The sequence below is a fragment of the Aquimarina acroporae genome (assembly GCF_023195925.1).
Taxonomy (GTDB): Bacteria; Bacteroidota; Bacteroidia; order Flavobacteriales; family Flavobacteriaceae; genus Aquimarina; species Aquimarina acroporae.
Genome location: NZ_JALPRE010000007.1, coordinates 434561 through 446197 on the forward strand (window position 1 = coordinate 434561; position 11637 = coordinate 446197).

Sequence of the window (11637 nt, forward strand, 5' to 3'; positions counted from 1 at the left end):
AAAATACATACAGATGAAATATTCAGTAGTCATTGTAGAAGATCATATCTTATTATCACAAGCATTATCTGGTCTTGTAAATGGATTTGATAAATTTAAGATATTATATATCTGTAAAAATGGAAAAGAACTACTAACCCGTTTTAAGGATCCAAAAAATATTCCCGATGTAGTGCTTATGGATATCAATATGCCTATCATGAATGGCATAGAAACTACCGCTGCACTCAAAGAACAATACCCACATGTAAAGGTGCTCGCACTTTCTGTTGAGGAAGACGAAAATACCATCCTCAAAATGTTGAGAGCCGGTGCCAAAGGATATCTGCTTAAAGATACCGAAAAAAGCATTTTAGAAAATGCTCTTGTACAAGTTCAGGAAACTGGTTTCTACCACACCAAAGATGTAACCAATCTTTTGCTGGGTTCGCTCAATCCTAAACAGGAGAAAAGTGTTATGTTAAAAGATAGAGAGCTAGAATTCATTAAGCATGCCTGCACAGAAAAAACGTATAAGGAGATTGCCAATGACATGTGTCTAAGTCCAAAAACAATAGAAGGATACAGAGATTCTATTTTCGAAAAATTGAGTCTTAAAAACAGAACAGGATTGGTAATTTATGCTATCAAAAACAAAATATTTGTGCCTTAGTTCAACAATTTAACGATTCAAAAAAAAATCAATTTCTACACATTAAAACTGTTTTTGGCCCGTTTATTGATCAAAGCCATGAAAGAAAATTATAGCTAAACTAGTTTTTAGGTGTAATTTTACAGCATTTTTCAATAAACTAACCATCTTATACTTCCATAAAAACAGTGTTTTTGTTTATTTTTGTGAGTAGAAGAACATTGATTTTTTTTATGCTAAAACAACAATTAAACTTTAAGCTTTCACAAAAACTTTCTCCCCAACAGATTCAATTAATGAAGTTGATTCAATTACCTACGCAGGCTTTTGAACAACGACTAAAACAGGAAATGGAGGAAAATCCTGCTTTGGATAGTGGCAAAGAAAAAGCTGATGACTTTGATGATGCGTTTGGCAATGAAAACACAGCAGATGACGACTACGGGACTGAAAAAATTGAAACCGAAATCAATGTAGATGAATACCTAAGTGATGATGAAATTCCTAGCTACAGACTAAGCTCAAATAACTATAGCTCAGACGATGAGGAAAAAAGCGTACCCTACGCTTCTGGAACTTCATTTCACCAACATTTGGTAAATCAGCTAAACACCTACAGACTTAACGAAGAAGAGCGACAAATCGCTGAATTTCTGGTAGGAAGCGTTGATGAAAGCGGATACATAAGAAGATCTTTGTCTGACATACTCGACGACCTGGCTTTTACACAAAATGTATATACTACCGAAGAAAAAATAGAAAGTGTACTTAAAATTGTACACCAACTAGACCCTGCGGGGGTAGGTGCTCGAAATTTACAAGAGTGCTTGTGGCTTCAATTAGACAGAAAAGAAACCACTATCCCTATAAAATTAGCTTCAGAAATACTAAAAAAGACTTTTGATCATTTCAGCAAGAAACATTATGACAAGCTTTTGGTAAAATTTGATATTACCGAAGACCAACTTAAAGAAGCAATAGAAGAGATAGAGCACTTAAACCCTAAACCAGGGGGTGCTTATGCGGGCAACAATAGAATTATTGAGCATGTAGTGCCCGATTTTACCATTCGAATTGTAGATGGTGAACTAGAACTTACATTGAATGGTAGAAATGCCCCTGAGCTACATGTATCCCGAGAATACAATAATATGCTACAGGGATATAAGGCCAGCAAAGAAAAATCGAAGTCCCAAAAAGATGCAGTGATGTTTATCAAACAGAAATTAGATGCTGCAAAATGGTTTATCGAAGCCGTAAAACAAAGACAACAGACACTTTTTATTACCATGAGTGCAATAATGCACTATCAAAAAAGTTATTTCCTTAGTGGTGACGAACGAAATCTTAAACCAATGATCTTAAAAGATATTGCCGATGAGATTGAAATGGACGTTAGTACAGTATCACGGGTAGCCAACAGCAAGTATGTTGACACACCTTATGGGACCAAACTCATAAAAGAGTTTTTCTCTGAATCTATGACCAACGATCAAGGTGAAGAGGTTTCTACTCGTGAGATTAAAAAGATATTGGAAATAACCATAGGCGAAGAGGACAAGAAAAAACCGTTAACCGACGAAAAACTTGCCAAAATCCTAAAGGAAAAAGGATACCCAATTGCTAGAAGAACTGTCGCTAAGTACAGAGAGCAATTAGATATTCCTGTCGCAAGGTTGCGAAAGAAAATTTGATGAACTTTTTTTTAAAAAGCATTTCTTACATTTTACACCCTTTGCTCATGCCCTTGGCAGGAGCAATCATCTATTTTGTAGCTGCACCAAGGTTTATCCCTGAAGAAATTATAAAATCAAAACTATTTGGAGTATTAATACTAACCGTATGTATACCTATAGTTTTATTTTTCTTTTTAAAAAGTCTGGGAATCATAAATTCTATTCATCTAGAAAATGCTAAACAACGTAAAATACCGCTATTATTACAGACGCTCATTTTAATTGTGGTCATAAAAATGGTTATCGATGTTTATCGATATCCGGAGTTGTATTTTTTCTTTCTGGGGATATTGTTCTCTATGCTTAGTGCTGTTTTTATGATTTTTTTCAACATTAAAGCCAGCCTTCATATGATAGGTATTAGCGGTATTACTATGTTTACTATTGCGCTAAGCATACATTTTGGAATGAATCTCACATTACTTATTGCCGCCTTAATGGTAGCCAATGGACTGGTAGCTACTTCCCGATTACATTGCAATGCCCATAGTAATCTTGAACTGGTTCTAGGTTTTTTAATTGGCGTTATCCCCCAACTCACCCTGGTAAATTTCTGGTTATAAAATATAAAAGATTAGCCCCACTTTTGCAGGGTTTATACCCACTTGTTCACCATCGATAACAGCATCATTGGTGAAAAGAGAATTCAGACTATAGTAAAAGTGAAAATTAAACGTATTCCATCCAAAGGTAAATGTTGCGCCAAACCGCCATCTTTCCAGCTCTCCAATATTGGTTCTTTTGACAGAATCTACACCTCTAAAACTAGACCTAAAGTAATGCATATACCCCATGCGAAGCCCCGTATATATTCTATAAAACTTATGAGATTCTGGCACAGATGTACGCCATCTAAACTCCAAAGGAGCTTCCACCAAATGTGTTGTAAACCTATTGGTGTTAAAATCTACTCCTTTTAGGCTAGAAAACTCACTTATACCTGTACTTTGATCCTCCTCCCCTACACGCAAATTATGGTTATACACATTAAGTGAATATCCGATTCCCAAAGCAACAGCAACATTACGCCTTTTATTAATAGGCATATCACGTGTAAAACCAAAATGCAATCCTCCCGCAAATCCCGACTGACTAACATCGTTGGGCCTATTTAAGATAATGTTGTAGGTGAGTCCAACATAAAACTGGTCTTCTCTATACAAAGAATCTACAACTATATCTTCTTTAGTCTCGGTCGCAGTTTCCTGCCCAAAAACCAAATACAGATTAAAAAAACAAAAAATGGATAGGACGATGTTTTTCATATGAAATACTAAAATAGATTTATTTCTCCAGATAACATATATACTTTATGCAAACAAAACCATAAATCATAAAAAACCCCGTTTAATAACGGGGTTTTTCGTGTACACCTCTTCAGATATACACCATCAGTTAATTACTTATGTTTTCTAAGGCGTTCCCTACTCTAGTAGAATAGTTAATTTTAAGCGCCTGTACTTCTCTTAGTTCTTTCTTTATATCCCCTACGAGCCCCATATTGGTCTTCCCGTCTACTTTTAAAGCTGTGATTAGAGAATTCACCAATTCTTCTCTAGTATCTGCTCTTTCAGCCAAAATAAAAGGTTTGATATCGCTTAACTCTGCAAACTTATCATTTAACTGAATTCTGGCTTGATTTCCGGCACTTGCCCTGTATCGAGAGCTAGGTTTACCAGCATAGATATACATAATTAAACCCTTTTTATCCAATTTCTCAACTTGATCTGCTACCGGAAGCCTGTTTTCTATCATCAACGTATTTTGCCGCATAACCGTTGCAACCATAAAAAAGAATAATAACATAAATACAATATCAGGAAGAGATGCTGTTGATATTGCAGGTAATTCTCCACTTTTTTTCTTTTTGAACTTAGACATAAATTTTAGTTTTTAAGTATTAATTAGTTTACAGGATTAGCTTCGGAAAGTTTTTGAGGAAACATTTCTCTGATGTTTACAATTCTTTTTTTCAGTACTTCTCTTTCTTTTTCCCCTTTGGTTTCTTTTAAGAGTTCTTCCATTTCTACAAATGAAACCCCATACAACCGCCTGGCCTCACGATTTCTTAATGTGGTGTATGCACCTATCAATTCATTTTGAACTGCTATATAAGCCTCATAACTTGTTTCTCGACTATTGTTAAGAGAGATAATTGCCGCATTAGGATTATCTGAAGAAGTTGCATCATGACTCCCTTTACAATACTCACACAAAAGTTTACCTGTACCCCCTCCATTATCCAAAAATGCTATTGCCGCTTTTTTAAGCCCATCTACCTTCATAATTTCACCCTCAACCAGTAATTCATCAAACTGGTTTAACTCTACCTGAAAAAGATTCCTATCCCTGACCACTGCATCTGTTGGTTCTTGATTTGGAGGTGGTAATTTCCTACTAATACCATAATCGGTTTCTATAGTTGTTGAAACTAAAAAAAAGATGAGTAATAAGAATGCAATATCTGCCATTGAGCCTGCATTCACCGTTGGTGCTGATCGTCTTGCCATAATTCATATATTTAATTAATAATTAGTTACAAAATCGACTAACTGTGTGTGATTAGGCGATATGAATTATGTATAAGAGTTCCATCATGAGCATGACGATCTTATGTAGTATTCAATATCAAGTTTGGCGGGTTAGATATTGATATTTTTAAGATTGGAACATCACAGTTATACCATTAAAGCGCACAATTGTTATGCCAATCTAAGAGATCTGTATAATGTAATTTTAATATGTGCTATCAGAAGACACCCGATCTATTACCTATAAAAAGAAAAATCCCGCTCAAAAGCGGGATTTATATCTATAATCTTGCTATAAAAATAGCAGGAAATTACTTCTAATTATCTAAAGCATTACCTACTCTAGTTGTGTAATTTATTTTTAAAGCTTGAACTTCTCTTAGCTCCTTTTTGATATCACCTACCAATCCCATATTGGTTTCACCATCTACTTTCAGGGCAGTGATTAAAGAGTTTACAAGTTCTTCTCTAGCTTCAGCTCTTTCCGCTAAAACGAAAGGCTTAACATCGCTTAAATCTGCGAACTTATCATTCAACTGAATTCTAGCTTGATTACCAGCGCTTGATCTATATCTAGAACTTGGTTTACCTGCATATATATACATGATAAGTCCTTTCTTGTCAAGTTTCTCCACTTGGTCTGCTACAGGAAGTCTGTTTTCTATCATTAGCGTATTTTGACGCATTACCGTAGCAACCATAAAGAAGAACAATAACATAAACACGATATCCGGTAACGAAGCTGTAGAAATAGCAGGCAAATCACCACTTTTTTTCTTTTTAAACTTAGACATAAGAATTCTGTTTTATGTTATTACTTATTTCTTTGGTTCTGCTTCAGAAAGCTTCTCAGGGAAGAAAAATTGTATCTTCTTGATATCCTCTTTAAGCTTTTCCTTATTACCAGAATAATTCACATCTTTTAAATCTTTCTCCATTTGCACGAAGGATTTTCCAAAAAGACGTTCTGCTTCTCTGTTACGTAGTGTAGTATATGCTGCCACAAGTTCATTTTGAACCGCGATGTAAGATGCATAATTTGTTTCTCTATTATTACGTAAAGAGATAACTGCTTTTGTTGGATTATCTGAGGAAGAAGGACTTCTTGCACCTTGACAATAGTTACATGCATCTGCTCCAGATCCACCTCCGTTATCCAAAAACTTGATAGCAGCTTCACGTAGGTCTTTCAACTCCATTGGACTTTCTTCTACCAACAAGTCATTATTTTTGTTCAATTCAACAACAAAAATATTTTTCTCCTTCAGAATTGGTGGCTCTACATTATCCTCTTGTGGTGGAGGAAGCTTTCGACTAATACCGTTATCGGTTTCAATCGTAGTAGTCACCAGGAAGAATATAAGAAGTAAGAATGCTATATCTGCCATAGATCCAGCATTTACTTCTGGTGCTGCTCTTCTTGCCATATTATTTACCTATTAATTTTTTAATACCAGATAAGAACATTAAACCAACAGCTACTGCCGCTAAGAAGTAAAATGTATATAATCCAGCTCCTACCCATTTAGATCCGCTTGCAGAAAGTACTTCACCATCTTTCATTGGAGTTTCTACTCCATTTGCCATGGCAAAACCAATTCCTACAATTACTAAAAACGCTACAATACCGATTGCAGTATTTTTAAGACCTGATGGGTTTTTTGCTAATGTTGAAAACACTGTAATTAACGTTGCAATTAACGTTACTACAAAGATGACCAACGTAAGCGCATATAATGGAGTCACCGCAGGCTCAGCTTCGCCTAGCGCAAGTTCTCTAGCTTCAGAAACACCATTCTGAACCATCAAATCACTTATTGAACTACTCATAACATACCAAAGGATTGCTCCAAGGATACCTACACCTAGCACAACGTATGATAATATTTTAGAAATTTTCATTTGTCTATATTTTATTTGGAATGCTCACATGCACTCTGATTTAACAAGAGTTATACTCATTTAAGAATAAGTTCTTACTGCTTGAAAGGAAAACCTTTCGCCGTAATTACTTCTTCTTGTAAGCAACTAACATATCGATTAAAGTAATCGATGCGTCTTCCATATCATTTACGATTCTATCGATCTTAGCTACAATGTAGTTGTAGAATATCTGAAGGATAATCGCAACAATAAGTCCAAATACCGTAGTTAAAAGTGCTACTTTAATACCACCCGCTACAAGAGAAGGCTGCATATCTCCAGCTGCTTCAATTTTATCGAATGCCTGGATCATACCAATTACCGTACCCATGAACCCAAGCATCGGTGCAAGAGCGATAAATAATGATACCCAAGATACGTTTTTCTCTAATTGACCCATTTGAACACCACCATAAGCTACAACAGCTTTTTCAGCAGCATCTATTCCTTCTTCAGCTCTATCAAGTCCTTGATAGTAAATAGAAGCAACAGGCCCTTTTGTGTTTCTACAAACTTCTTTAGCAGCTTCTACTCCACCACTGTTTAAAGCATCTTCAACATTTTGTTGTAATTTTTTAGTGTTGGTAGTAGAAAGATTTAAAAAGATAATTCTTTCGATTGCAATCGCAAGACCTAAGATCAAACATAAAAGTACGATCCCCATAAATTCAGGTCCACCTTCAATAAAACGTTTTTTAAGATTTTGATGAAATGTAAGGTCGTCTGTGCTATCAGAAGCTACATCATCTTGAACTGTTGTCGTTGTTATAGGAGCAATTAATAATTGCACATTAGTCGTTAATAACTGGGCAGGTGCAGTGGCTGCTTGTAAGTTTCCAAAAGCCATTACCGCTGTGATTGCCAGAATAGAAAATAATCTTTTCATTGCGCTGATTCTTAATTTTAATTAGTTAAAGGGTTAAAGATATAAAAATATTATAAAATCCATCAAATATTTCAATATATTGCAGAGAGGAAGGGATTCGAACCCTCGATACGCTTTTGACGTATACACACTTTCCAGGCGTGCGCCTTCGACCACTCGGCCACCTCTCTAGGATTTTCCCAAAAATGGGATGGGCAAATAACAAAAAAAATGTTAACCAATAAAATTTGAGGCGTTAATTTTCTAACATTTCACCCCGCAAAGAGGTTTCATATATGGTTTTAAGCACTTTAAGCGGTAAGTTTTCTCCCAGCAAATACATTAGTTTTGCCACCGCAGCCTCTGTAGTAATGTCTTTTCCAGATATTACCCCTATCTTTTTTAGGGCAACACTAGTATCATATTTCCCCATTTCTACACTCCCACCAGAACACTGAGTAACGTTTACAATAGGAATTCCTTTTTTTATCACTCCAGACAGCATATCGACAAACCATTTTTTTGTAGTAGTATTCCCGGCGCCATAAGTTTCTAAGATTACTCCTTTAACCTGCTCCATAGAAAATATACCTTTTAAAATACTCTCATTAATTCCAGGAAACATTTTAACTACTACTATATTATTATCAAAATGAGTATGATAAACCATTTTCTTTCTTCGGTTTACCTTCCTTAAAAAAGCAGTATTAATCTTTAGATGCACCCCAGACTCTACTAAAGGAGGGTAATTAAGTGATTGAAATGCTTCAAAATGCTCAGCATTGATCTTGGTTGTTCTATTGGCCCGTAAGAGCTTATATTCAAAATACAAACCTACTTCGGTAATCTCGGGTTTTCCCTTTTTCTGAAGAGCAGCAATTTGTACTGCGGTAATAAGATTTTCTTTGGCATCGGTTCTAAGATCACCAATAGGCAATTGCGAACCAGTAAAAATGATAGGTTTACTTAGGTTTTCAAACATAAAACTTATAGCCGAAGCAGTATAAGACATAGTATCACTGCCATGTAATACCACAAAGCCATCATAGATATTGTAATTTTCGTTGATGATATCTCCCAACTCCTTCCATCGTTCTACGTTCATATCTGAAGAATCGATTGGCTCGTCAAAGCTCACAGTACTTATGGTACAGTCTAGAAGCTTTAACTCAGGAATTTTCAATAACAATTGATCAAAATCAAAAGCCACTAATGCTCCTGTTTCGAAATTCTTAATCATACCAATAGTTCCTCCGGTATAAATAAGTAATATGTTTGGATTACTGCTCATACGACAAATGAACAAAATTTAAGTCAAATTCGATTTATTTTAAATCCCAAATATATCTTTTGAATTTTGGGTAGTAACCGCCGCAATTTCGTCTAATGGTTTTTGATAGATAGTGGCTAACTTTTCTAATACATTGATAATATATGAGCTCTCATTTCTTTTTCCTCTAAATGGGGTTGGAGCCAAATAAGGTGCATCGGTCTCTACAACAATATGCTCTAGCGGAATTTGGTCTAAAAACTTATCTATTTTACCATTTTTGAAAGTAACCACTCCGCCAATACCTAGTTTCATATTATATCCAATGGCGCGATGCGCATCTTCGATAGTACCGGTAAAACAATGAAAAATCCCAAAAAGGCCCTCTCCTTTTTCAGATTCTAAAACCTCAAAAATTTCTTCAAAAGATTCTCTACAATGTATAACAATAGGTAACTGATATTTTTTGGCAAGTCTAATCTGATATCTAAAGGCTTCTTTTTGTTGCTCCAAAAAGGTTTTATCCCAATACAAATCGATTCCTATCTCACCTACAGCATAGAATGTTTTACCTGATTCCTGCTGCAATCGTTTTTCTAATTCTTCCTCAACATGATCTAATTCTTCCTTATAATTCTCTTTTACATGTGTAGGATGCAACCCCATCATCAAAAACACATTTTCGGGGTATTTTGATTCAATAGCATACATCGCCTGAGTATATGAAGAGTCTATTGCAGGTACAAAAAAACGGGTTACCCCATTTTCAATGGCACGTTGCATCATTTCATCTTGATCTTCATCAAAAGATTCACTATAAATATGGGTGTGAGTATCGGTTATTTTCATGCGGCAAAAGTAACTAAATTTCACCTTTACCAAACAGTGACAATGTCAAATTTGAAGTATTACTTATACGATACTAATAATACGACCTAAAGGAATTATGGTAGACTGTTTTAATATGACTGATTTGTCGGTTATTCCCCAAATTGTGCTTTCTACCTCTTTAACCCCTTCATCATCAGCAAAAACAATTTTCACTTTCTGCTGTTCCAGATTACCCAATTGCAATCCCCTCGACAATTTTCTATACCGATCTCGCTTTGCTTTTTCACTTCTTAGCACCTCTTTTTGTGGAAAGTGCAGAAATTTGATTTCCTCTTTTTCGATACGTTCTACAGGGTTAATCGCTTCCATATATTTATTTTAAGTTGGTTGTTAAAACACTATTGTGATGTAACTACTTAAAATACAGTATTTTAAAATACTGTTGCGCTAAAATATTGTTAAATAACAATTAACGGTTCAAAAAACGATGGCATATCATTCTAATTTTTTCAAGAGTTTTTGAGCAGTATCGTAGTCTTCAGACTGTTCTGGAATACCTTTTAGCAATAACATACACTCTTCATATTTTTCTTGTTTCAACTGGTTTAAAGCTTCAAACCATTGCGCTTTGTATTTGTATGCAGAGTTTCCATTAAGCAATGCTCCAAAGACCTGGGTTGCCATATCGAATTTATCTTGCTCCAAAAGTGCTATCCCATAATAATACTGAAACTCTGTATTATTAGCATCTTTCTTCAATAAACGGTCCAAATATGTCTCCGCTGTAGCAAAATCTTTAGCATTGAAAGCATTTTCGGCTCCTTTAATATCTTCTTCGGCTGTTGCTCTCTCAACAATTGACAATTCTGGGATATTTGCAAAATCGGTATATGAAGGATTACCAGGATTTAGAAAATATATTCCAAAAAGAATAGCTACACTAGCTGCTGCGGCATAGGACCAAACAGGTAGCTTAATCACTTTTGATTTTTTTACAGGTGTAGTGTTTTCAGTATACGTATCTCCAATTTGTTTAAGGTTCTTTTTTAAATTTGATAGTTCCTGCTCGGCATTAAGGGTCGTATCTAAATGTGAATGCAATTCTTGATACAGCCTAAGCTCTTCCTGAAGCGTTGCATCTTCATTCAACATTTTATCGAATTCAGTCTTTTCTTCTGCAGAAAGTTCTTCACTGCAATATTTTTCAAATAATTCATATTTTTCTTCTGGGGTCATAACAAATGCTTTAGTTGATTAAACTTAGGAGCTTCTTGTACCAACTGTGTTAACTGACCAATACATAAAGACTTCTTTTTACGAACATACCCATAGGATTGTCCTAATTTTTGTGCTACTTCCTCCATTGATTTTATCGTAAAAGTAGCTTTCAGCAATTCTTTACAAGCCTTTCCTAATTGATCAAACATTTCGGTAAATAATTCATGTTTCGCTTCAAACAACGCTGTTTCTTCAGCAAAACGTGCGCTCTCGTCATCTATAGATACAACGCCCTCGTTAATTGTTACCTCATTATTCGATTTTTTTTTCAACTCATTGATCCACTTACGTTTACACAACAAAAAGAAATATGCATCAAAAGGACAAGTAAGCTTTAATCCTTTTTCTTTGGCTTGCTTGTACAACACTATTAGCGTCTCCTGAATAATATCTTTGGCTTGGGTCTCATTTCCACTATTCTTTTTGATATACCCAATTACCTTGGGCGCAAACTTCTGATAAATCTCGGTGAGTATAGCCGTATCATTTTGCAGTAATGCATCAATATACTTTTGATCGGCATGTGGTTTGGTATTCCCCATAAATACTTGGTTAGCGCATCTAATTTAAAA

15 protein-coding genes and 1 tRNA gene are annotated in these 11637 nt (G+C 35.2%); 3 read left to right on the forward strand and 13 right to left on the reverse strand.

Annotation, left to right across the window (positions count from 1 at the left end):
• Positions 1 to 13 precede the first annotated feature (13 nt).
• The 3 genes from M0D21_RS13120 (at position 14) to M0D21_RS13130 (ending at position 2930) form a co-directional block, all read left to right on the forward strand.
• Positions 14 to 652 carry a response regulator transcription factor gene (locus M0D21_RS13120; RefSeq protein ID WP_248330208.1) on the forward strand — a complete coding sequence of 213 codons (639 nt, stop codon included), beginning with the start codon at positions 14 to 16 and terminating at the stop codon, positions 650 to 652.
• A gap of 212 nt (positions 653 to 864) precedes the next feature.
• Entirely contained in the window at positions 865 to 2325 is a 1461-nt protein-coding gene (gene rpoN, locus M0D21_RS13125; protein ID WP_248330210.1) for an RNA polymerase factor sigma-54, read from the forward strand.
• Positions 2325 to 2930 carry a hypothetical protein gene (locus M0D21_RS13130; RefSeq protein ID WP_248330212.1) on the forward strand — a complete coding sequence of 202 codons (606 nt, stop codon included), beginning with the start codon at positions 2325 to 2327 and terminating at the stop codon, positions 2928 to 2930. Before rpoN ends, M0D21_RS13130 begins: the two co-directional genes overlap by 1 nt.
• Here the strand turns inward: M0D21_RS13130 and M0D21_RS13135 are convergent.
• The 13 genes from M0D21_RS13135 to M0D21_RS13195 all read right to left on the reverse strand — a co-directional run bounded on the left by M0D21_RS13135 (position 2925) and on the right by M0D21_RS13195 (position 11607).
• Positions 2925 to 3632 carry a porin family protein gene (locus M0D21_RS13135; protein WP_248330214.1) on the reverse strand — a complete coding sequence of 236 codons (708 nt, stop codon included), beginning with the start codon at positions 3630 to 3632 and terminating at the stop codon, positions 2925 to 2927. The two genes, M0D21_RS13130 and M0D21_RS13135, sit on opposite strands and share 6 nt — an antisense overlap.
• A gap of 130 nt (positions 3633 to 3762) precedes the next feature.
• Positions 3763 to 4248, reverse strand: a complete 486-nt coding sequence (locus M0D21_RS13140) for an ExbD/TolR family protein (protein ID WP_248330215.1) — start codon at positions 4246 to 4248, stop codon at positions 3763 to 3765.
• Between the two features lie 23 nt (positions 4249 to 4271).
• Positions 4272 to 4877 carry an ExbD/TolR family protein gene (locus M0D21_RS13145; protein ID WP_248330217.1) on the reverse strand — a complete coding sequence of 202 codons (606 nt, stop codon included), beginning with the start codon at positions 4875 to 4877 and terminating at the stop codon, positions 4272 to 4274.
• Between the two features lie 338 nt (positions 4878 to 5215).
• Entirely contained in the window at positions 5216 to 5692 is a 477-nt protein-coding gene (locus tag M0D21_RS13150) for an ExbD/TolR family protein (RefSeq protein ID WP_248330219.1), read from the reverse strand.
• A gap of 24 nt (positions 5693 to 5716) precedes the next feature.
• Positions 5717 to 6325, reverse strand: a complete 609-nt coding sequence (locus M0D21_RS13155) for an ExbD/TolR family protein (RefSeq protein WP_248330221.1) — start codon at positions 6323 to 6325, stop codon at positions 5717 to 5719.
• Position 6326: 1 nt separating this feature from the next.
• Positions 6327 to 6800 (reverse strand): hypothetical protein, encoded by a 474-nt coding sequence (locus tag M0D21_RS13160; RefSeq protein WP_248330223.1) that lies wholly within the window; start codon positions 6798 to 6800, stop codon positions 6327 to 6329.
• 106 nt (positions 6801 to 6906) lie between these two features.
• A complete protein-coding gene (locus M0D21_RS13165; protein ID WP_248330225.1) occupies positions 6907 to 7707 on the reverse strand; it encodes a MotA/TolQ/ExbB proton channel family protein in 801 nt (266 codons plus the stop codon).
• 82 nt (positions 7708 to 7789) lie between these two features.
• A tRNA-Ser gene (locus M0D21_RS13170) sits at positions 7790 to 7877 on the reverse strand.
• A gap of 65 nt (positions 7878 to 7942) precedes the next feature.
• Positions 7943 to 8977 (reverse strand): asparaginase, encoded by a 1035-nt coding sequence (locus M0D21_RS13175; protein WP_248330227.1) that lies wholly within the window; start codon positions 8975 to 8977, stop codon positions 7943 to 7945.
• A 39-nt stretch (positions 8978 to 9016) separates the two neighbouring features.
• Complete coding sequence (locus M0D21_RS13180; RefSeq protein WP_248330229.1) at positions 9017 to 9805, reverse strand: TatD family hydrolase; 789 nt, start codon at positions 9803 to 9805, stop codon at positions 9017 to 9019.
• A 63-nt stretch (positions 9806 to 9868) separates the two neighbouring features.
• Positions 9869 to 10156, reverse strand: a complete 288-nt coding sequence (locus M0D21_RS13185) for a hypothetical protein (protein WP_248330231.1) — start codon at positions 10154 to 10156, stop codon at positions 9869 to 9871.
• 126 nt (positions 10157 to 10282) lie between these two features.
• Positions 10283 to 11023, reverse strand: a complete 741-nt coding sequence (locus M0D21_RS13190; RefSeq protein WP_248330233.1) for a tetratricopeptide repeat protein — start codon at positions 11021 to 11023, stop codon at positions 10283 to 10285.
• The gene (locus M0D21_RS13195; protein ID WP_248330235.1) at positions 11020 to 11607 is read right to left on the reverse strand and encodes an RNA polymerase sigma factor; all 588 of its coding nucleotides are present in this window, start codon (positions 11605 to 11607) and stop codon (positions 11020 to 11022) included. The genes M0D21_RS13190 and M0D21_RS13195 overlap by 4 nt, the downstream gene beginning before the upstream one ends.
• Positions 11608 to 11637: the final 30 nt, after the last annotated feature.

What these genes read in the sequence shown, in the direction of transcription:
- M0D21_RS13145 (WP_248330217.1), bottom strand. Translation starts at nt 4,877, where the DNA reads ATGGCAAGACGATCAGCACCAACGGTGAATGCAGGCTCAATGGCAGAT.
- M0D21_RS13120 (WP_248330208.1), top strand. Translation starts at nt 14, where the DNA reads ATGAAATATTCAGTAGTCATTGTAGAAGATCATATCTTATTATCACAA.
- M0D21_RS13165 (WP_248330225.1), bottom strand. Translation starts at nt 7,707, where the DNA reads ATGAAAAGATTATTTTCTATTCTGGCAATCACAGCGGTAATGGCTTTT.
- M0D21_RS13160 (WP_248330223.1), bottom strand. Translation starts at nt 6,800, where the DNA reads ATGAAAATTTCTAAAATATTATCATACGTTGTGCTAGGTGTAGGTATC.
- M0D21_RS13175 (WP_248330227.1), bottom strand. Translation starts at nt 8,977, where the DNA reads ATGAGCAGTAATCCAAACATATTACTTATTTATACCGGAGGAACTATT.
- M0D21_RS13135 (WP_248330214.1), bottom strand. Translation starts at nt 3,632, where the DNA reads ATGAAAAACATCGTCCTATCCATTTTTTGTTTTTTTAATCTGTATTTG.
- M0D21_RS13150 (WP_248330219.1), bottom strand. Translation starts at nt 5,692, where the DNA reads ATGTCTAAGTTTAAAAAGAAAAAAAGTGGTGATTTGCCTGCTATTTCT.
- M0D21_RS13185 (WP_248330231.1), bottom strand. Translation starts at nt 10,156, where the DNA reads ATGGAAGCGATTAACCCTGTAGAACGTATCGAAAAAGAGGAAATCAAA.
- M0D21_RS13180 (WP_248330229.1), bottom strand. Translation starts at nt 9,805, where the DNA reads ATGAAAATAACCGATACTCACACCCATATTTATAGTGAATCTTTTGAT.
- M0D21_RS13155 (WP_248330221.1), bottom strand. Translation starts at nt 6,325, where the DNA reads ATGGCAAGAAGAGCAGCACCAGAAGTAAATGCTGGATCTATGGCAGAT.
- M0D21_RS13195 (WP_248330235.1), bottom strand. Translation starts at nt 11,607, where the DNA reads ATGGGGAATACCAAACCACATGCCGATCAAAAGTATATTGATGCATTA.
- M0D21_RS13140 (WP_248330215.1), bottom strand. Translation starts at nt 4,248, where the DNA reads ATGTCTAAGTTCAAAAAGAAAAAAAGTGGAGAATTACCTGCAATATCA.
- rpoN (WP_248330210.1), top strand. Translation starts at nt 865, where the DNA reads ATGCTAAAACAACAATTAAACTTTAAGCTTTCACAAAAACTTTCTCCC.
- M0D21_RS13190 (WP_248330233.1), bottom strand. Translation starts at nt 11,023, where the DNA reads ATGACCCCAGAAGAAAAATATGAATTATTTGAAAAATATTGCAGTGAA.
- M0D21_RS13130 (WP_248330212.1), top strand. Translation starts at nt 2,325, where the DNA reads ATGAACTTTTTTTTAAAAAGCATTTCTTACATTTTACACCCTTTGCTC.